Source organism: Kitasatospora sp. NPDC057518 (genome assembly GCF_042802075.1).
In the GTDB taxonomy this organism is placed as follows: domain Bacteria; phylum Actinomycetota; class Actinomycetes; order Streptomycetales; family Streptomycetaceae; genus Kitasatospora.
Genome location: NZ_JBHVEU010000147.1, coordinates 1 through 18,513, shown reverse-complemented (window position 1 = coordinate 18,513; position 18,513 = coordinate 1). Strand labels below are relative to the sequence as shown.

17 protein-coding genes, 1 rRNA gene and 1 riboswitch are annotated in these 18,513 nt (G+C 71.9%); of the genes, 11 read left to right on the top strand and 7 right to left on the bottom strand.

Features of this window, described 5'->3' with window-relative positions; translation table 11 throughout:
* The 4 genes from ACFU7Z_RS17425 to ACFU7Z_RS17410 form a co-directional block, all read right to left on the bottom strand.
* Positions 1-88, bottom strand: a 16S ribosomal RNA gene (locus ACFU7Z_RS17425); the annotation flags it as partial.
* Positions 89-531: 443 nt separating this feature from the next.
* Positions 532-1,608: a low specificity L-threonine aldolase gene (locus ACFU7Z_RS17420; protein ID WP_049650550.1), complete on the bottom strand. Its 1,077-nt coding sequence runs from the start codon at positions 1,606-1,608 to the stop codon at positions 532-534.
* Entirely contained in the window at positions 1,605-2,363 is a 759-nt protein-coding gene (locus ACFU7Z_RS17415; RefSeq protein WP_079272480.1) for an SDR family oxidoreductase, read from the bottom strand. The genes ACFU7Z_RS17420 and ACFU7Z_RS17415 overlap by 4 nt, the downstream gene beginning before the upstream one ends.
* A complete protein-coding gene (locus tag ACFU7Z_RS17410) occupies positions 2,360-3,760 on the bottom strand; it encodes a DUF6421 family protein (RefSeq protein WP_049650551.1) in 1,401 nt (466 codons plus the stop codon). Before ACFU7Z_RS17410 ends, ACFU7Z_RS17415 begins: the two co-directional genes overlap by 4 nt.
* Positions 3,761-4,296: 536 nt before the next feature.
* Here ACFU7Z_RS17410 and ACFU7Z_RS17405 point away from each other — a divergent pair.
* The 5 genes from ACFU7Z_RS17405 to ACFU7Z_RS17385 all read left to right on the top strand — a co-directional run bounded on the left by ACFU7Z_RS17405 (position 4,297) and on the right by ACFU7Z_RS17385 (position 8,888).
* Complete coding sequence (locus ACFU7Z_RS17405; RefSeq protein WP_380778049.1) at positions 4,297-5,184, top strand: ABC transporter substrate-binding protein; 888 nt, start codon at positions 4,297-4,299, stop codon at positions 5,182-5,184.
* A 68-nt stretch (positions 5,185-5,252) separates the two neighbouring features.
* Entirely contained in the window at positions 5,253-6,152 is a 900-nt protein-coding gene (locus ACFU7Z_RS17400) for an amino acid ABC transporter permease (RefSeq protein WP_117492502.1), read from the top strand.
* A complete protein-coding gene (locus tag ACFU7Z_RS17395) occupies positions 6,149-6,907 on the top strand; it encodes an amino acid ABC transporter ATP-binding protein (RefSeq protein WP_380778046.1) in 759 nt (252 codons plus the stop codon). Before ACFU7Z_RS17400 ends, ACFU7Z_RS17395 begins: the two co-directional genes overlap by 4 nt.
* 324 nt (positions 6,908-7,231) lie before the next feature.
* Positions 7,232-7,786, top strand: coding sequence for a DUF5134 domain-containing protein (locus ACFU7Z_RS17390; protein WP_380778044.1), 555 nt, complete (start codon positions 7,232-7,234; stop codon positions 7,784-7,786).
* A 154-nt stretch (positions 7,787-7,940) separates the two neighbouring features.
* A complete protein-coding gene (locus tag ACFU7Z_RS17385) occupies positions 7,941-8,888 on the top strand; it encodes a M56 family metallopeptidase (RefSeq protein ID WP_049650556.1) in 948 nt (315 codons plus the stop codon).
* Positions 8,889-8,946: 58 nt separating this feature from the next.
* On the opposite strand, the gene ACFU7Z_RS17380 is transcribed toward ACFU7Z_RS17385, so the two are convergent.
* Entirely contained in the window at positions 8,947-9,381 is a 435-nt protein-coding gene (locus tag ACFU7Z_RS17380; protein ID WP_049650557.1) for a MarR family winged helix-turn-helix transcriptional regulator, read from the bottom strand.
* 87 nt (positions 9,382-9,468) lie between these two features.
* Between ACFU7Z_RS17380 and ACFU7Z_RS17375 the strand changes: the two genes are divergently transcribed.
* Together ACFU7Z_RS17375 and ACFU7Z_RS17370 are read left to right on the top strand one after the other, a co-directional pair.
* Positions 9,469-10,983, top strand: a complete 1,515-nt coding sequence (locus ACFU7Z_RS17375) for an MFS transporter (protein WP_380778041.1) — start codon at positions 9,469-9,471, stop codon at positions 10,981-10,983.
* 228 nt (positions 10,984-11,211) lie between these two features.
* Positions 11,212-11,817: a TetR/AcrR family transcriptional regulator gene (locus ACFU7Z_RS17370; protein ID WP_049650559.1), complete on the top strand. Its 606-nt coding sequence runs from the start codon at positions 11,212-11,214 to the stop codon at positions 11,815-11,817.
* Positions 11,818-11,896: 79 nt separating this feature from the next.
* On the opposite strand, the gene ACFU7Z_RS17365 is transcribed toward ACFU7Z_RS17370, so the two are convergent.
* A complete protein-coding gene (locus ACFU7Z_RS17365; protein ID WP_049650560.1) occupies positions 11,897-12,763 on the bottom strand; it encodes a helix-turn-helix transcriptional regulator in 867 nt (288 codons plus the stop codon).
* A gap of 418 nt (positions 12,764-13,181) precedes the next feature.
* Here ACFU7Z_RS17365 and ACFU7Z_RS17360 point away from each other — a divergent pair, with 418 nt between their 5' ends.
* Entirely contained in the window at positions 13,182-13,757 is a 576-nt protein-coding gene (locus ACFU7Z_RS17360) for an ATP-binding protein (protein WP_241853036.1), read from the top strand.
* A 385-nt stretch (positions 13,758-14,142) separates the two neighbouring features.
* Here ACFU7Z_RS17360 and ACFU7Z_RS17355 read toward each other — a convergent pair whose 3' ends face one another.
* Positions 14,143-14,406 carry a DUF397 domain-containing protein gene (locus tag ACFU7Z_RS17355; protein ID WP_074004386.1) on the bottom strand — a complete coding sequence of 88 codons (264 nt, stop codon included), beginning with the start codon at positions 14,404-14,406 and terminating at the stop codon, positions 14,143-14,145.
* Positions 14,407-14,964: 558 nt separating this feature from the next.
* On the opposite strand from ACFU7Z_RS17355, the gene ACFU7Z_RS17350 reads away from it, so the two are divergent.
* From ACFU7Z_RS17350 to ACFU7Z_RS17340, 3 genes are all read left to right on the top strand, one after another.
* Positions 14,965-15,924, top strand: coding sequence for a hypothetical protein (locus ACFU7Z_RS17350; RefSeq protein WP_234348297.1), 960 nt, complete (start codon positions 14,965-14,967; stop codon positions 15,922-15,924).
* A gap of 451 nt (positions 15,925-16,375) precedes the next feature.
* Positions 16,376-16,546: riboswitch (cyclic di-AMP (ydaO/yuaA leader) on the top strand.
* Positions 16,533-17,924, top strand: coding sequence for a transglycosylase family protein (locus ACFU7Z_RS17345; protein ID WP_380778039.1), 1,392 nt, complete (start codon positions 16,533-16,535; stop codon positions 17,922-17,924). Its footprint overlaps the riboswitch before it by 14 nt.
* Before the next feature lie 296 nt (positions 17,925-18,220).
* On the top strand, positions 18,221-18,421 hold the full coding sequence (locus tag ACFU7Z_RS17340) for a hypothetical protein (RefSeq protein WP_117492512.1): 201 nt from the start codon (positions 18,221-18,223) through the stop codon (positions 18,419-18,421).
* Positions 18,422-18,513: the final 92 nt, after the last annotated feature.

Below are 18,513 nucleotides of genomic sequence, written 5' to 3'. Positions count from 1 at the left end.
TCCACCCCGAAGGGCTTCACCGTTCGACTTGCATGTGTTAAGCACGCCGCCAGCGTTCGTCCTGAGCCAGGATCAAACTCTCCGTGAATGTTTACTCGGCCCCGACAATCAAGCAGGGCCGGTCCACACCCGCGTTGAGCGGCACGGCAACCACCGGAATAGGGTGATCCCGCGCACTGCGTCCTCGCTAGTGTTTGTTTCAAAAGGAATCTCCAACCCCAGTCGCAATGACCGAGGCCGGGGATGTCAACATATCTGGCGTTGACTTTTGGCACGCTGTTGAGTTCTCAAGGAACGGACGCTTCCTTCGGACCGCCTTCCAGCGGACCCTCCGGGCTTCGTTCTTTCGTGTTTCCAGCTTATCAGATGTTTTCCGCTCCGTTTTCCGGAGTTTCATTCATCGGATTCACTTTCCGCTTTGCCGCCCCGGTCTCCCGCGGCGACTCCGGAACTGTACGGGCACCGGCCCGCCACATGCAAATCGTCCCGCCCCGCTGTCGCGGGACGGGACGATCCGTCGTTCGAGCACCGTCAGGCGCGGCCCATCTCCTCGGCGATGGCCGCCGCGAAGGCGTCGATGTCGGCCTCCGTGGTGTCGAAGGCGCACATCCAGCGGACCTCGCCGGTGTGCTCGTTCCAGAAGTAGAAGCGGTAGCGCTTCTGGAGCCGCTCGCTCACCTCGCGCGGGAGGATCGCGAACACCGCGTTCGCCTGGGCCGGGCGGACCACCTCGACGCCGTCGATCTTCCGGACCGCGGCCTCCAGGCGGCTGGCCATCGCGTTGGCGTGGCCGGCGTTGCGCAGGTAGAGGTCGCCGGAGAGCAGGGCCTCGAACTGGACCGAGACGAAGCGCATCTTCGAGGCGAGCTGCATCGAGGTCTTGCGCAGGTACGTGATGTTGCGAACCCGCTCCGGGTTGAGCACCACCACGACCTCGCCGAACAGCAGGCCGTTCTTCGTCCCGCCGAAGGAGAGCACGTCGACGCCCACGTCGGTGGTGAAGGCGCGCAGCGGCTGGCCGAGCGAGGCGGCGGCGTTGGCCAGGCGGGAGCCGTCCACGTGGACGAGCATGCCCAGCTGGTGGGCGTGCTCGGTGATCGCGCGGATCTCGTCGGCGGTGTAGAGGGTGCCGAGCTCGGTGCTCTGGGTGATGGAGACCGCGAGCGGCTGCGCGCGGTGCTCGTCGCCGAAGCCCCAGGCCTGCTGGTCGAGCAGCTCGGGGGTGAGCTTGCCGTCCGGGGTGGGGACGGTGAGCAGCTTGATGCCGCCCATCTTCTCCGGGGCGCCGCCCTCGTCCACGTGGATGTGGGCGGACTCGGCGCAGACCACCGCGCCCCAGCGCGGGAGCAGGGCCTGGAGGGCGACCACGTTGGCGCCGGTGCCGTTGAAGACGGGGTAGGCCTCGGCCTTGTCGCCGAAGTGGCGGCGGAAGACGTCCTGGAGGTGGGCCGTGTAGTCGTCCTCGCCGTAGGCGATCTGGTGGCCGCCGTTGGCGAGGGCTATCGCGGCGAGGACCTCCGGGTGCACGCCGGCGTAGTTGTCGCTGGCGAAGCCGCGGACGGCGGGGTCGTGCCGCCGTACCGCGTCCGTACGGGTGAGGTCGGTCATCGGGCTGTCAGCCACAGGTGCTGTCCGTTCAGTTCTGCTGCGGGGCGGTCCCAGAGGCCCGCCAGGTGTCCGGCGAGGTCGGCGGTGTCGGTGAAGCCGGCGAACTTCGCCTCCGGCTTCTCGGCCCGCATTTCGGGACTGACCAGCGCCTTGATGACCAGGATCGCAGCCGCCGCGGTGGGCTCGCCGTCGGGGGCGGTGGTCTCCTTCTTGAAGGAGTCGGCCATGGCGAGGGTCCACGCCTCGGTGGCGGCCTTGGCGGCCGCGTAGGCGGCGCCGCCCGCGGTGGGCTTGTGCGCGGCCGCGGCGGAGATCATCGCGTAGCGGCCGGCGGTGCTGCGGACCAGCGCGGGCTGGAAGGCCAGCGAGGTGTGCTGGAGGGTGCGCACGACGGTGTCGTGCAGGAAGTCCCAGTCGTCCAGCCGGGTGTCGAAGAAGGTCTTGCCGCCGCGCCAACCGCCGACCAGGTGGAACAGGCCGTCGACGTGGCCGTGCTCGGACTCCAGGTGGTCGGCCCAGTCGTGGACCTCCTGGGGGTCGAGCAGGTCGATCACCTGACCGCTGACCTTGGCCCCGCGGACGGCCACCCGGGTGGCGTCCAGTGCGGACTCCAGGCGCTGGGCGTCGATGTCGGCGCCGATCACGGTGGCACCGTCGGCGGTGAGGCGGCGCAGCACGGCGCGGCCGGCCGGGCCGCTGGCTCCGGCGACGGCGATGACCTTGCCGGCCAGCGGGGCGTTGGTGGAGGTGGTCACGCGGCGGCTCCCTGGATCCCGGCGCCGGTGATGCCGGCGGTGGCGGCGATGACGCCGCTCAGCTTCTTGTTGAGGGCCTCGTAGAACATGCTCAGCGGGAACTCGTCCGGGAGCACGGCGTCGCAGAGGGCCTTGTTGAGGGCCTTGCCGTCGGTGATGTCGAGCGGCAGGGCCTCGGAGCCCTTCGCCCAGGTGGAGGCCGGGTGCGGGGTGAGGTAGCGGGAGACCAGCTCGTACGCGGCGATCCAGTGGGCCGGCTTCGGCCGGTCGATGCCGTCGCGGTAGAGGGTCTCGATCTCGGCGCAGAGCGCGTTGGTGACCTGCTGGGCGCGCTCCCAGTCGATGCTGAGGCGGTTGTCGCGCCAGCGCAGCGCGTCGTGCTTGTGCAGGTAGGCGAAGAGCAGCTGGCCGCCGAGGCCGTCGTAGTTGCGCACCCGGTCGCCGGAGACCGGGAAGCGGAACAGGCGGTCGAAGAGGACCGCGTACTGGACGTCGCGGGCGTGCGGGTTGCCCTCGGTCTCCAGCTGCACCGCCTCCTTGAAGGTGGTGAGGTCGCAGCGGAGCTCCTCCAGGCCGTACATCCAGAACGGGCTGCGCTGCTTGATCATGAAGGGGTCGAACGGCAGGTCGCCGTGGCTGTGGGTGCGGTCGTGGACCAGGTCCCACAGGACGAAGGTCTCCTGCGCGCGCTGCTGGTCCTGGAGCAGGCCCTCGGCGTCGGCCGGGATCTCCAGGCCGAGCTGCTGGACGGCGCTGGTGGTGACGGCGCGGAAGCGCGCGGCCTCGCGGTCGCAGAAGATGCCGCCCCAGGTGAATCGTTCCGGCGCCTTGCGCACGGAGACCGTCTCGGGGAAGAGCACGGCGGAGTTGGTGTCGTAGCCGGCGGTGAAGTCCGTGAAGGTGATCGGCACGAACATCGGGTTGTCGAAGCGGGTGCGCTCCAGCTCGGCCAGCCAGTCGGGCCACACGACGCTCAGCAGGACGGCTTCCAGGTTGCGGTCCGGGTTGCCGTTCTGGGTGTACATCGGGAAGACGACCAGGTGCTCCAGCCCGTCCTCGCGCTGGGCGGCGGGCTGGAAGGCGAGGAGCGAGTCCAGGAAGTCGGGCTCGCGGTAGCCGGTGTCGGCCCACTTGGCGAGGTCCGCGTCGACGGCGGCCAGGTAGGCGGCGTCGTGCGGGAAGTTCGGAGCGAGCTCCTGGACGGCGGCGCGGACGGTCGCGACCAGCGGGTCGACCGTGTGCCGCTGGACGGCGGCCAGGTCGATCGAGCCGTCCTTCGACTGGAGCGGGCGCAGCGTCTCGACGGCCTCCTTCAGGCGCAGCCAGGCCGGGTGGCCGGCGAGGGTCGAGACCGGGGCGTCGGCCGCCACAGCGAGCCTTGGCGAAAGATTCTGCATCGTGGACTCACTTCGACAGGAGTTATTTCAACGGGAACACCATAAGTACGAAAGGTTCTCCCGTTCAAGGGGGGCCGGACGGGCAAAGTTCCGGCGCACCACCGCTCCGGCGCGGAAACCTTCGGCGAGAGGCGGGTTGTCCGGCATGTGGACAGTGATCTGGATGTTCTGGACAGATGCGCCGTTCTGATGCGAACCTCCCCGCATGCTCCCGGCGGTGATCACGGTGGCCGTACGCCACGACAGCCCGTTCCGGGCGCCCTCCCGTCGGCACGTCTGCCGTCGCTGTCGCTGTCGCGCGCGCGGCCTCTGCTGCCGCTGTCGCCGCTGTTGTTGACCGGCCTGCCGCCGACCCGGCTGCCGCCGGTCCGGCTCGGGGGGCGCCGCGGACGCGGGCCCGTACGCCGACCATGCCGCGTGTGTTCCGGCGCCGCCACCGGGGGGAAGTGACCCGCCGGGATGCGGGCCGCCCGTCGCGCCCTCCCGTGCCCCTCACCTTCCTTCCGTCCCGCCGGTCCTTTCCCTGGAGCCCCGTCATGACCCTCCGCAAGCCGTCCGCCGTACTGCCCATCGCCGCGCTGGTCGCCGCCGCGGCCGTGCTGACCGCCTGCGCGCCGCAGGACTCGAAGTCCGACGCCGCCCCGGGCGCCTCGGGCGCGGCCGGGTCGGCGGCGGGCTGCGCGCCGGGGGCGCTGGCCACGCGTACCGCCGGGACGCTGACCGTCGGCACCGACAAGCCCGCGTACGACCCGTGGTTCACCGAGGACAAGCCGGAGAACGGCAAGGGCTTCGAGTCCGCCGTGGCCTACGCGGTCGCCGAGAAGCTCGGCTACCCGAAGGAGAAGGTCAGCTGGGTGGTGGCGCCGTTCAACAAGGCGACCTCCCCGGGTGCCAAGGACTTCGACTTCGACATCAACCAGGTGTCCGTCAGCGACGAACGCAAGCAGGCGGTGGACTTCTCCTCCGGTTACTACGACGTGCGCCAGACCGTCATCGCGCTGAAGAACTCCAAGGCGGCGGGGGCCAAGAGCATCGCCGACCTCAAGGGCGCCAAGCTCGGCGCGCAGGTCGGCACCACGAGCCTGGACACCATCACCGACACCATCAAGCCGAGCACCCAGCCGGCCGTCTTCGACTCCAACGACCTGGCCAAGGCGGCGCTGAAGAACGGCCAGATCGAAGCGCTGGTGGTGGACCTGCCGACCGCCTTCTACATCACCGGCGCCGAGGTGCCGGAAGCCCAGGTGGTCGGCCAGTTCGAGGTGTCCTCGCGGGCCGAGCAGTTCGGCCTGGTGCTGGACAAGGGCTCCAAGCTGACCGGCTGCGTCTCGCAGGCGGTGGACGCGCTGCGCGCCGACGGCACGCTGGCGAAGCTGGAGAAGCAGTGGCTCTCCGACGCCGTCTCGGCACCGGTGCTGAAGTGAGTGCTGACCTGGGCCCCCGGCCGAGCGGGGAGTCGTCGGGCGGGGAGTCGTCGGGTCGGGAGGGCTCGGTGGACCTCGCCAAGGCCCCGGCGGCGCGGACCGGGACGCCGGCCGCGGAGGACGGCTACCGCCCGTCCGAGCGGCGGCTGGCGCACGAGGCCTACCGGCGTTCCCGGGCCCGCCGCTCGGCGCTGATCGCCACCGCGTCGACCCTGGCGACGGCCGTCGTGCTCTACCTGCTGGTCGTCAACTCCCCCGGCTGGGAGGTGACCCGGCGGACCTTCTTCAACCTCGACTACGCCCGCCAGGCACTGCCCGAGGTGCTGAAGGGGCTGCGGCTGAACCTGGAGCTGATGCTCGGCTGCGGGGCGCTGATCCTGGTGTTCGGACTGCTGCTGGCGGTGCTGCGGACGCTGCGCGGGCCGGTCTTCCTGCCGGTGCGGCTGCTGGCCACCGCGTACGTGGACTTCTTCCTCGGGCTGCCGATGATCATCTGCCTGCTCGTGATGATCACCGGGGTGCCGGCGCTGCGGCTGACCGGGGTGACCACCGATCCGCTGCTGCTGGGCGGGGCCGCGCTGGTGCTGACGTACTCCGCGTACGTCTCCGAGGTGTTCCGCTCCGGCATCGAGTCGGTGCACCCGAGCCAGCGCGCCGCGGCCCGGTCGCTGGGGCTGACCAACGCGCAGGCGATGCGGTACGTGGTGCTGCCGCAGGCCGTCCGCCGGGTGGTGCCGCCGCTGCTCAACAACCTGGTGAGCCTCCAGAAGGACACCGGGCTGGTCTCGATCGGCGGGGCGATCGACGCGGTGTACGCGGCGAAGATCATCGCGGCCCGGTCCTTCAACTTCACGCCGTACCTGGTGGCGGGGCTGGTGTTCATCGTGCTGACCATTCCGTTGACCCGGTTCGCCGACTGGCTGACCACCCGGATGAACCGCCGCCAGCTGCAGGGAGGTGCGGTGTGACGTCGAGCGAGGTGCTCCGGCTGGAGTCGGTGCGCAAGACCTTCGGCGACCAGGTGGTGCTGCGCGACGTGGACCTCGCCGTGGCCGAGCACTCGGTGACGGCGCTGATCGGGGCGTCCGGCTCCGGCAAGTCCACGCTGATGCGCTGCGTCAACCTGCTGGAGGGGATCGACGACGGGGCGATCTTCCTGGACGGTGAGGAGATCACCGATCCGCGCGCGGACGAGGACGCCGTACGGCGCCGGATCGGCGTGGTGTTCCAGTCGTACAACCTGTTCCCGCATCTGACGGTGCTGGAGAACATCACGCTCGCGCCGCGCCGGGTGCACCGGGTCGCCCGGGCCGAGGCGGAGGCGCGGGCGCTGGAACTGCTCGACCGGCTCGGGCTGGCGGCCAAGGCGAAGGAGTACCCGGACCGGCTGTCCGGCGGGCAGCAGCAGCGGGTCGCCATCGTGCGCGCGCTGGCCACCGGGCCGCGGCTGCTGCTCCTGGACGAGATCACCGCGGCGCTCGACCCGGTGCTGGTCGGCGAGGTGCTGTCGGTGGTGCGGGACCTCAAGGAGCAGGGGATGACGATGGTCCTCTCCACCCACGAGATGGGCTTCGCCCGCGAGGTCGCCGACCGGGTCTGCTTCCTGGACGGCGGGGTGGTGCTCGAACAGGGGCCGCCGGAGCAGGTGTTCGGCGACCCGCAGGAGGAGCGCACCCGGCAGTTCCTCAGCCGGGTGGTCGCCTCGGGGCGGCTCCAGGGCTGAGCGGGCACGCCCGGCCGGCGGGTACCGCGCTCTGCGGCCGGGGTTTGCCACGAGGCGTGCGGTGGGCGTGCGGCAGGCGTGCGGCCAGGGCTTTCGCAAGGACGGGCACCACTGTGCGCCCCCGTACGCGCCCTGGCCACGCCCGGCCGGGTGCGGTGATCGTGGACCGGACGTCCGCCGCCGCGCACGGGGGCGGCGCACGGGCGACAGCCGACGGGTGACAACTGACAGCCGACAGATTTCATCATCTGTTCGCTGACCGCTGTCCGTTGTCATCTGTTCGCCGCCCGCCGCCCCGTCGCCCACCGCCCCGGGAGGCCTCCGTTGCACGGACCCGCCCTGGTCAACTGGCTCCTCGCCCTCCTCGCCGCCGGCGCGGGCACCTCCTGCCTGACCCGGCTGCGCCACTCCCCCTGCGCCCCGGGCGGCGCACACCGGCCGCTCGCCCGCGAGTCCGACGCCGCCGAGGCACTGATGGGGCTCGGCATGGCCGCGATGGCCGTCACCGGCGCCACCGTCCCGGCCGCCGTCTGGGCCGGGCTCTTCGGCCTCCCCGCCGCCGCCTTCCTGCTCGCCGCCGTCCACGCCCCTGCCGGGCGGGCGCACCGCCTGCACCACGCGGTCGGCGCGCTCGCCATGACGTACATGGCCCTCGCGATGGCCGGCGCCTCCGGCCACGGGCACCACCAGGCCGCCGCCCTGGGCCTTCCGGTGCTGACCGGGGCGCTCCTCCTCTACTTCGGCGGGTACACCCTCTGGACCGGCAGCCGGCTGCTGCGCACCCCGGCGGGCGCCCTCGCGGTCGGCACCGCCGGTCTGCCACAGGCCTGCCGACTCACCATGGGGATCGGCATGTTCGCCATGCTCCTGACCATGTGACGGCCGCACGCCACGACCTCCGGCACCCCAAGGCCCCCGTCCGGGCGTGGCGTTGGTCACTGGCCGGACGAAAGCCGTTCCACCGGACGTCGCCAGCGCATAGGTTGGCGGGGAGCGCGTTGTCGCGTTCCGTGCGTACTCGGGGAGCCCATCGATGCCTGCCCTGATCGGCCTGCTGCTGCTCGGCCTGCTGCTCTCGACCGTCGCGCCCCGGCTGCTGGCCCGGGCCCGCTGGGCGGAGCGCGAACCGGTGCTGGCACTGCTGGTGTGGCAGTGCCTGGTGGTGGCCGTCCTGCTCTGCTGTGCGCTGGGCCTCCTCCTGGCGGCCTCCGCCGCCCTGCCGGAGCTGCGCGCGCTGCTGTTCCGCGGCGCGCCGCACGGTGTGGAGGCGGCGTACGGCCTCCAGGAGGCCGAGGGCTGGGGCCGGCTGTGCGCCGCGGCACTGGCCGCGGGCGGGGTGCAGACGGTGCTGGCGCTCACCCGCGAGGTCCGCACGGCCAAGGCGCTGCGCAATCGCCGGCACGCCCAACTGTCCACCCGGGCACCCGAGTTGCCGGACAGCATCGAGAGCGACCGGAGCCGCCGGGAGCGGCTGGTGGTCCTGGAGAACGTCCGCCCGGAGGCGTGGTCGCTGCCCGGACCGGACTCCCGGCTGGTGGTCACCACCGGCGCCCTCCGGCAGCTGACCGACCGGGAGCTGGCGGCCGTGCTGAGCCATGAGCGCGGCCACGTCCGGGCCCGGCACCACTGGCTCCAGCAGTTCGCCCAGGCGCTCGCCTCCGGCTTCCCCGGGGTCGGCGTGTTCAGCGCCTTCCGGGACCAGGTGGCGGAGCTGGTCGAGCTGGCCGCCGACGACCGGGCCGCCCGTCGGCACGGCCGGCACACCACCGCCCTGGCGCTGGCCGAACTCAACCTGGACCGCGGGGTGTTCGGCTCCTGTCCGCCCGGCCTGGCGCAGTCCCCGAAGCGGGTCGACCGGCTGCTCGCGGGCCGTCCGCGGCTCTCCGTCCCGCACCGGCTGCGGCTCACCGTCGGGGCGCTCGCCGCGCCCGCCGTGGTCGTCCTGCTGGCCGCCGCACCGGGGCTGCACTCGCTACTCTGAGGCCAACCAGGCTTCAGCCAGGGGTTTTTGACGTTCCGTCAGCCGGAAAACCGATCCGTCAGTCGGTGGACGATCCGCAGGCCGGCCCGAGTCCGCCGCCGAGGGTCAGCTCCAGCACCTGGCGGTGGAGCGGCCTGGCCTGCTCGTACCGTTCCCGCCCGGCCTCGGTGAGGGTGAGCACGACGCCCCGCCGGTCGCTCTCACACATCGCCCGGGTGACCAGTCCGGCCTTCTCCAGGCGGGCGATCAGCCGGGAGAGCGCGCTCTGGCTCAGGTGGACGGTGTGGGCCAGCTCGCTCACCCGCACCGCGGGCCCGCCGCCGCCCCCGCACTCCTCGACGAGGCGCTCCAGCACCTCGAACTCGCTCATGCCCAGCCCGTACCGGTCGCCCAGCTCGCGGTCGAGCATGCAGGCAGCGGCAGCGTGCCGGGCCAGCAGCTCGCGCCACTGCGCGACGAGACCGGTCTCCGCCGGGGAGTCGAGTTCAGCCACGCCGCCACCCTAGCACGTGCATCGACAATTATTGCGTTCACATCTAATTCACTTGCATTGAATGCATGTGCATGTACTGTCCACCCCATGACCACCGCGACCGTCCCATCACCCGATGCCCCGTCAACCAGCGGGCCGCACTGGACTCCCCGCCTCTGGGGCACCCTGATCGTGCTCTGCGCCGCCATGTTCCTGGACGCCCTGGACGTCTCCATGGTGGGCGTCGCCCTCCCGTCCATCGGCTCCGACCTGCACCTGTCCACCTCCACCCTGCAGTGGGTGGTCTCCGGCTACGTGCTCGGTTACGGCGGTCTGCTGCTGCTCGGCGGACGCGCCGCCGACCTGCTCGGCCGCCGCCGGGTGTTCCTGGTCGCCCTGGGCGTCTTCGCCGCCGCCTCACTGGTCGGCGGCCTGGTCGACGACGGCGGCCTGCTGATCGCGGCCCGCTTCCTCAAGGGCGTCAGCGCCGCCTTCACCGCCCCGGCCGGCCTGTCGATCATCACCACGACCTTCGCGGAGGGCCCGGCCCGCAACCGCGCCCTGTCGATCTACACCACCTGCGGTGCCAGCGGCTTCTCGCTCGGCCTGGTGCTCAGCGGCCTGCTCACCTCGGTCGGCTGGCGCTGGACCTTCCTGATGCCCGTCCCGGTCGCGCTGCTCGCGCTGGTCTTCGCCGTCCGGCTGCTCCCCCGCCCGGTCGAGGAGCGCGCCAAGGGCGGCTACGACGCGCTGGGCGCGATCACCGGCACCGCGACCGTGCTGCTGCTGGTCTTCACCGTCACCGAGGCCCAGGGCGCCGGCTGGCTGAGCGCGCGCACGCTCGGCTCGATGCTCGTCGTCGCCCTGCTGGCCGCCGCCTTCCTGTGGGTGGAGAGCCGCGCCGCGCACCCGCTGGTCCGGCTCGGCATCTTCCGCAACGGTTCGGTCGCCCGGGCCAACGTGGTCGCCTTCGCGATGACCGGCGCGTACGGCGGTTTCCAGTTCGTGGTCACCCTCTACCTCCAGCACCTGCTCGGCTGGTCGGCGCTGGAGATGGCCCTCGGCCTGCTCCCCGCCGCGGCCCTCATCGCGCTCTCGGCGCCCTTCATGGGCCCGATCGTGGACCGCTTCGGCACCGGGCGGCTGCTGCCGATCGGCCTGCTCTCGCTGGTCGCCGCCTTCGCGCTGTTCCTGCGGCTGGACGAGCACAGCTCGTACCCCGGCCTGGTGCTGCCCTCGATGCTGCTGCTCGGCGTGGGCTTCGCCTTCGCCTTCCCCTCGGTGAACATCGCCGCCACCGACGGCGTGGGCGACGAGGAGCAGGGCCTGGCCTCGGGCCTGGTGAACACCGCGATCCAGGTCGGCACCGCGGTGGTCCTGGCCGGAGCGACCGCGATGATCACGGCCGGCAGCGCGGGCGGCGACAGCCCGCAGGCCCAGCTGGACGGCTACCGGCCGGCGCTGCTGTTCGTCACGATGGTCGCCCTGGTCGGCCTGGTGGTCGCGGCGGCGGGCGCCCTGGTGGACCGGCGCCGCGCCTCAACTCCCGCGCCGGTGCCGGATTATGATTACTCATCAGCCGGGTCGACCGCGGCCCGCGCCGAAGTCCTGACCGAGCGCTGACCCCGGGCCCCGCCCGCGGCCGATCTCCGGGCCGTCGGGCCGTGGCGCCGGCTCCACCAAACCCCCGTGTTGGTGGAGCCGGCCGTCTTCGTGGCGGCCGCCCGGGCAGCGCCCCTCGGGGCACGGTTCCTCGGTGCGGCTGTCGGCTCCGCAAGTATATTGGCTGGCAGCCAACGAACGTTCGGAGCAGACACGATGGCACCTCGCGGGGATTCGGTCAATGAGGAGATGCGGCAACGCTCCCGCCGACGCATCATGCGGGCCACCGTCGAGCTGGTTGACCAGCGCGGATACGCGGGCACCACGCTGACGGACATCGCCGAGCGGGCCGGACTCGCCCGCGGGCTGCTCTCGTACTACTTCGACGGCAAACGGCTGCTGATGCAGTCCGCGACGCACCGGATGATGCACCAGTCGCTGGCCTGCGCCCTGGCGGAACTGGCACCCGGTTCCTCGCCGAACGCCCGGCTGGCCCGGGCGATCGACACCGTGCTCGGGCTGGCACTGGACCACCCCCGGGTGATGCGCTCGCACCTGGCGCTGATCCTCGACCCGGACACCGGCGCCTTCGTCCAGGACCCGGAGCAGCAGCAGCTCGGGGCCCTGCTCCAGGGCCTGCTGCTCGACTGGGGCGCGCCCGACCCGGTCGCCGAGCACGCCGTCCTGCGCAGTGCGCTGATGGGCGGCTGCATCGGGGTGCTGCTGCCGGGCGCCGAGATCCCGCTGGCGCCGATCCGGGCCGACCTCTTCCGCCGCTACGACCTGGCCTGGGAGCTGGGCCGCCCGCCGCAGCCGTCCCCGCCGGAACGCGAGAGGCCGCCGGCCCGCGACTGACGGCGGGTGGGCGGCCTGGCGGACCGACTGCCGGGGGCCTCGCGAGGGAGGGATCTCACAGGCCCCGGACGGCAGCGGCTCAGCGTTCCTTCAGGATCGAGGCGAGCAGGTCTATCGTGCGCTCCGGCGTGAGACTGTCCACGCAGAGCCGCTCCATGACCTGGATGTAGGCGTCGACGTCGTCGCGCTTGTCCAGGTAGAGCGCGCTGGTGAGCTGCTCCAGGTAGACCACGTCCGCGAGGTCCTGCTCCGGGAAGCGCAGGATCGTGAACGCCCCGGACTCGCCCGCGTGCGCGCCGAACCGGAACGGCATGACCTGGATCACCACGTTGGCCTGCTCGGCGACGTCGATCAGGTACTGCACCTGACCGCGCATCACCTGGGGCCCGCCGACCGGCCGGCGCAGCGCGGCCTCGTCGATGACCGCCCACAGGCGCGGGCTGGCCCCCTCGGTCAGCAACTTCTGACGGCGCAGCCGGAGGCTGACCCGCCGTTCGACCTCCTCCTCGCTGATGACCGGCCGACTCTGGCCGAAAACCGCCCGTGCGTACTCCTCGGACTGCAGCAGTCCGGGGATGAACTGCACCTCGTAGGTGCGGATGAGCTGGGCGGCCTCCTCCAGGCCGACGTAGGTCTGGAACCAGCCCGGCAGCACGTCGTTGAAGCTGTGCCACCAGCCGGACTTGTTGGCCTCGCGGACGAGGCCGAGCAGGGCTTCCCGCTCGATGCCGTCGTCCACGCCGTACAGGCTGAGCAGGTCGGCGACGTCGCGCTCCTTGAAGCTGACGCGGCCGAGTTCCATGCGGCTGATCTTGGACTCGGAGGCCCGGATCGCGTAGCCCGCGTCCTCGCGGGTGATGCCGCGCGCCTCACGCAGGCGGCGCAGCTGCGAGCCGAGGAGGATCCGGCGGACCATCGAGCCGCCGCCCGGCTGAACTGTGGTCATGCGGTCGAAACCTCCACCTAGGGCAAACAGCGCACAGTCTGCCATCAGTTGAGCGCTCACGGTGCCGATACTGACGGATGTTCCTATCAGTTCTGCACTCCACGCACCAGGATGCACGTGCATTCGGCGCTTGCATATGCCAATAGTGCGACTGCACGTGAATCGACTCTTGCATCTGCAGTGAGCGCACACCACCATGGTGCACGTGCACCTGCACATCCCTGGCAATCCCGCGGGCTCCGCGTCGACCCCACGCGCGACTCCGTGCACCGACCCGACGGCGTCCCCCGCGTCATCGGGCGTTCGAGTGCGCGCGCGCCTGGTCGAGGGGGCGGCCGAGCGGCCGAGCGAGTCGGAGGTGACCGGCATGACCCCGGCGGGTCCAGCCGTGTCCGCCCCCTTATGGGAGGAGCTCTTCATGAGCACCGGTACGGCTTTGGCGGTTGACCCCCATGTGGTCACCTGTACGCTCGCTCCTCGCTTCGAAGCCGTCAGAACCGCGCGGGACTTCGCTCGGAGCACGCTCCAGCTCTGGGGCCTGACGGAACTGTTCGACGACGTCGCGCTGGTGGCCTCGGAACTCGTGACCAACGCGCTCCGGCATGCGATCGGCGCACGGCCCGACCCGTCGGGCGGCGCCCTGGGCGAGTACGACTTTCCCATGAAGCCGACCGCGGACGGCCGGCTGCCGATCCGAATAAGCCTGGTGCACCGCGCACCCCAGGTGGTCTGCGCGGTGAGCGATCCGAGCAGCACCGGCCCGGTCGCCCGGGAGGCCGACTTCGTCGCCGAATCGGGCCGCGGGCTGCACCTGGTGGAGTCGTTCAGCCGCTCCTGGGGCTGGCACCCGCTGGGCAGCGGCAAGGTGGTCTGGGCGATGTTCGAGGCCGAGTCGGTCGGCGGTTCCCCGCTGGACGGACACCCCGGGCTCGGCGGCCGCTCACCGCTCGACGGTCCCGTCGACGTCGGCGGACGGCATCGACGCTCGGCCTAGGACGGGCCCCGCGCTCCGAGCGGGTCCTGCACTCCCAGCGAGCCCCGTGCTCCGAGCGGGCCCGGCGTTCCGGACGAGCCCTGACCCCGGGACAGACCCTGCGCTCCGGAGGAGCCCCGCCTTCGGGACGGACCCCGCACCGGACGGCGCGCGGCCGGTCGACGGACACCCCGGGAGGACCGCACCCCGGGCGCTTCCAGCAGGCCCCGTCGAGAGCCTCCGGCACCACGGAACCGCGAGCGGCTCAGCGCGGCCGGGCGGGCCGGGCGGCCGGACGGATCCGGGAGAGGCCTCCGGAGCGAAGACATCCGGAGGAGACAAAGACAAAGGCCGTCGTGGTGTCGGCACCCACGACGGCCCCCCGATGATGGAGCACGGCGGCCGGTCAGACCGCCAGGTGGTCGAACTCCCCGTCCTTCGCCCCCAGCAGCAGGGCGGAGATCTCGGCCCGGGTGTAGATGAGGGCGGGGCCGTCCGGGAACCGCGAGTTGCGCATCGCCACATCGCCGCCCGGCAGGGCCGCGAACTCGACGCAGTTGCCCTGGGAGTTGCTGTGCCGGCTCTTCTGCCAGACCACCCCCTGGAGATCGGCGGCGGCCATCCCGTTGTAGGTGTCGTACGAGCCGTGCGTGTCCTGCGAGTCGTGCATAGAAATCTCCCGAAGAGCTCCGGAGTTGTCGTCCAGCGCGGCGCCCCCGGCACCGCCGAAACGAACGGACCGGCCCCGTACCGGTCCGGCACAACGCCTCACTTGACGTGATGATAGCCGCAGTGCACGTGCATCAGCACGGGACATTGCAGGTGCACGAGGCCTTTTACCCGCAGCCGCGAACTCTTCACGGGCCCTTCCCCTGACGGTACGTAAACGGACATAGCCGATGAATCGTCGAGCCCGCGATAACCGGCCGTGAGCACCTCCCCGCTGAATGTTGATCTTCGAATGCCGGGAGTCGCCCGCCCGTGACCCTCCGTCAAGCCGGGCTCATGCTGTGAGACATCTCACGCGCCCCGGGTGCAACGCCCGCCCCCTCGGATCGCGTCGGGACAAGCACCGGCCACCACGCGGGGGTTGGGCGAAGAATGTCCGGATTGTAGGCAAAGCGCCCGGACCGGCGCCGGAGACGCACCGGGTCCGTACCGCGAGCACGCGAAACCCGTACGGCAGCCGACTGCAAGCCGGACGGGCCGATGTCCTACGATCTCCGGCATGAGCACCGCAGCCATTCCGGGCGCGCCACTGCCCGTCCGTACTCCAGGCTCCCGTGCGCGGGGGCGCCACCGTCGTCCCGAGCGCCCCGAGATCCCGGCCGGCGCCCCGGCCCTGGTGCTCGCCGTGCCCGCGACCGCCGGGCCCGAGTCCCGCTCGGTCGTCGAGGAGCTGCTCTCGATCGTCCGCACCGAGCAGAACGGCGTCCAGACCGCCGTCGGCTACCTCCCCGGTGACGGTGCGGCGGGCGCGAGCGGCGAGGACCGCACCGTGGCCGAGCTGCTGGCCCTGGCCGCCGAGGCCGGGCGGCCCATGCCCGTCCTGGTGCCACTGGTGCCCGGCCCGCACACCTTCCTGACCGGGCTTCACGCGCTCGCCGCCGAGTACGGCGCGCCCGTCACCGACCCGCTGGGCCCGCACCCGCTGCTGGCCGAGGCCGTGCACGTCCGGCTCTCCGAGGCCGGGCTGGCCCGGGCCGACCGCGCCCGACTGTTCGCCATCGCGACCGCCGCGGACGGCGTGGTGCTGACCACCGTCGGCGGCGAGGACGCGGCCGCCGCGGCCGGCATCACCGGCGTGCTGCTGGCCGCCCGGCTGGCCGTGCCGGTCGTCGCCGCCGCGCTCGACGTGCCCGGCTCGGTGGCCGCGGCCGTCAACCACCTCAAGGACACCGGCTCGCAGCGCCCGGCGCTGGCCCCGCTGGTGATCGGCCCGGAGGCGGACTCCGAGCTGCTCGCCACCGCCGCCGAGGAGACCGGCTGCCCGTCGGCCGCGCCGCTGGGCGCCTACCCGTCGGTCGGCCAGCTGATCGCCTCCACCTACCTGGCCGCGCTGCCCACGCCGTCCCCGGAGGACCTGGCGCGGGCCGAGGCGGAGGCGGCGGCCGCCGCCGAGGCCGAGGGGGTCGTGGAGGGCTCCCGTGGCGCCCACGCGGCCGCCGAGGGGCCTGGCGGACGATAAGGACACCGCGCGCGGGTTCGCGCGCACCGAAGGGCCCGGAACGGATCGCGTTCCGGGCCCTTCCGCGTACTTCCCCCCACCCCGTCCGTCCCGTACGGGAGTCACCCGGCAATGAAGGGGAATGTCCGTTCTGGCGCTATTTGAAAGGAAATAGGGAGCGCGGATTCACATGCTCCGATCGCGACCGCTCCCCCACCCGCCGGAGTGCGCCACTCCGCGATTCGACACACCGTCACGCCACTCCTGAGGCGGAGCCAGTTGTCGGCTTCCACAACAGCATTGCCTGAAAACGATCATTTACGATCATGGTGAGTGGCAATTTTGGCAGTTTCCACTAAACCGTGATGCACATCACAGTGGTTTGCAGTTTGAACTTAAGTCTGATTAACGTGCTCCCCGTTCGTGACCACACGAACCCGGTCATCCGCAACGCCGAGTCCTGCCGTCGGATGTCCTGGAAGCGCGAAAACGCACCACGGCAGGAGCGGGGGACCCACAGGTAAGTCGCCCCGGACCGCTCTCCGGAACGGTCCAGGGCTAGGGGTGAAGCCGTGCTCACCGCACGGCCGGGCAACTCCAGCCCGAATCCGACAGCTCACCTCGCAGGCGTGGGAGAGGACCACGTCTTCATGCTGCCCACCAACGGCACCCGTCTGTCCGGCCGTACCCGTCGCGTGATCGCCGCCCTCGGCGTCGCGGGCGTCGGCCTCACCGTCCCCTGCCTCACCACCGGCACCGCCTCGGCCGCCTCCGTCGCCACCTGGGACAAGGTCGCCCAGTGCGAGAGCGGCGGCAACTGGAGCATCAACACCGGCAACGGCTTCTACGGCGGCCTCCAGTTCACCTCCAGCACCTGGTCCGCCTTCGGCGGCACGGCCTACGCGGCCCGTGCCGACCTGGCCACCAAGGACCAGCAGATCGCCGTCGCCGAGAAGGTCCTCGCCTCGCAGGGCCCCGGCGCCTGGCCGGTCTGCTCGGTCCAGGCCGGGCTCACCAAGGGCGGCGCCGCGGCCGCCGTTGACACCTCGGCGGGTTCGACCGCCGCCAAGCCCGCCGCGCCCGCCCAGAGCGCCAAGCCGGCCGCTCCGGCCGCGAAGCCCAGCGCCAAGCCCGCGCAGCCGCAGACCCCCGCCGCGAAGCCCGCCGCGCCCGCCCAGGGCGACGCACAGGCCTCCACCGACTCCGCCGCCTCCGGCAACCGGAGCGACTGGGTGCAGAAGCGCCAGCAGCAGGCCCAGGGCGGCGACTACACCGTCGTCGAGGGCGACTGGCTGTCCGCGATCGCCGACCAGCACAAGGTGCAGGGCGGCTGGCAGCGGCTGTACGACCTCAACCGCGGCACCCTGACCGAGGGTCCGGACACCATCTACCCGGGCCAGCAGCTTTCCTTCGGCGGCAACGGCCAGGCCCGGGCCGGCCAGTCCTCCGCCGGCACGTCCGGCTCGGACTTCACCTGGTTCGACCGCTCGCAGAAGTCCGGCCAGTCCGCGAACGGCGGTGCCGTGAACGCCCAGCCGACCGCGCAGCCGGAGGCCCCGGCCGCCAAGCCGTCCACCAAGCCGGCCGCGAAGCCCGCCACCAAGCCCGCTCCGCAGCCCCAGGCCCAGACGCAGACCCAGACCCAGGCGCCGGCCGCGACCGGCAGCATGGCCGCCGCGGTCTCCTTCGCCGAGTCGAAGGTCGGTCAGGCGTACGTCTACGGCGGCACCGGCAACGGCGGCTGGGACTGCTCCGGCCTGACCCAGGCCGCGCTGCGCGCCGCGGGCATCTCCGTCCCGCGCGTCGCCGCCGACCAGGCCGCCGCCAGCACCCACGTCTCGCTGGACAGCCTCCAGGCGGGCGACCTGCTGTTCTGGTCCAACAACGGCAAGGACTCCGGCGTCTACCACGTCGCGATCTACGTCGGCAACGGCAAGTACGTCGAGGCCGCCAACCCGAGCTCGGGTGTCCGCGAGCAGAGCATCGCCAACTGGGCCCCGGACTTCGCCGGCCGGGTCTGAGGACGGCGCACGGTCCACGGTCCACGGCTGACGGACCTCCGGTAACAGCTGACGGGTAACAGATAACAGCTGACAGCTTTCAACATCTGTCAGCTGTTATCCGTCAGCTGTCGGCCGTCGTCCGAACGCTGACCGCCCACCACCCCCGGGGAGAGTCTGGTCGCTCCTCCCCGGGGGTTCCGGCGTTCCCGGGGCCCCGGCGTGCCCGACCGTTCCCGACCGCGGTTCCGCCCCGTTCCGTGGTGGATCGCCGCCCCAGCGGGCATGCTGCTGCTCTGCACCCGAGGAGGAGTCACATGGCCCAGGTCACCGTCACCCTCGACGCGAACCTCGCGATCGACGCGATGATGCTTTCCGGCACCAAGAGCCCCCAGGACGCCGTCGAACTGGTTCTGCGCGACTACCTGGCCCGCGGCCGCCGCACCGAGACCCGTACCGGCGAGGCCGCCGACGGGCACCGCCTGACCGCCGACCGCCCGACCGCCCAGGAGGGCTGACCCACCCCACGGCCCGCCACGGCCTGCCACGGCCCGCGACGGCCGACCGCGCGCACGCCGACGGGCCCCGGAGAGCGATCGCCCTCCGGGGC

What these genes read in the sequence shown, in the direction of transcription:
- ACFU7Z_RS17405 (WP_380778049.1), top strand. Translation starts at nt 4,297, where the DNA reads ATGACCCTCCGCAAGCCGTCCGCCGTACTGCCCATCGCCGCGCTGGTC.
- ACFU7Z_RS17355 (WP_074004386.1), bottom strand. Translation starts at nt 14,406, where the DNA reads ATGCACGACTCGCAGGACACGCACGGCTCGTACGACACCTACAACGGG.
- ACFU7Z_RS17370 (WP_049650559.1), top strand. Translation starts at nt 11,212, where the DNA reads ATGCGGCAACGCTCCCGCCGACGCATCATGCGGGCCACCGTCGAGCTG.
- ACFU7Z_RS17385 (WP_049650556.1), top strand. Translation starts at nt 7,941, where the DNA reads ATGCCTGCCCTGATCGGCCTGCTGCTGCTCGGCCTGCTGCTCTCGACC.
- ACFU7Z_RS17410 (WP_049650551.1), bottom strand. Translation starts at nt 3,760, where the DNA reads ATGCAGAATCTTTCGCCAAGGCTCGCTGTGGCGGCCGACGCCCCGGTC.
- ACFU7Z_RS17360 (WP_241853036.1), top strand. Translation starts at nt 13,182, where the DNA reads ATGAGCACCGGTACGGCTTTGGCGGTTGACCCCCATGTGGTCACCTGT.
- ACFU7Z_RS17365 (WP_049650560.1), bottom strand. Translation starts at nt 12,763, where the DNA reads ATGACCACAGTTCAGCCGGGCGGCGGCTCGATGGTCCGCCGGATCCTC.
- ACFU7Z_RS17420 (WP_049650550.1), bottom strand. Translation starts at nt 1,608, where the DNA reads ATGACCGACCTCACCCGTACGGACGCGGTACGGCGGCACGACCCCGCC.
- ACFU7Z_RS17340 (WP_117492512.1), top strand. Translation starts at nt 18,221, where the DNA reads ATGGCCCAGGTCACCGTCACCCTCGACGCGAACCTCGCGATCGACGCG.
- ACFU7Z_RS17375 (WP_380778041.1), top strand. Translation starts at nt 9,469, where the DNA reads ATGACCACCGCGACCGTCCCATCACCCGATGCCCCGTCAACCAGCGGG.
- ACFU7Z_RS17350 (WP_234348297.1), top strand. Translation starts at nt 14,965, where the DNA reads ATGAGCACCGCAGCCATTCCGGGCGCGCCACTGCCCGTCCGTACTCCA.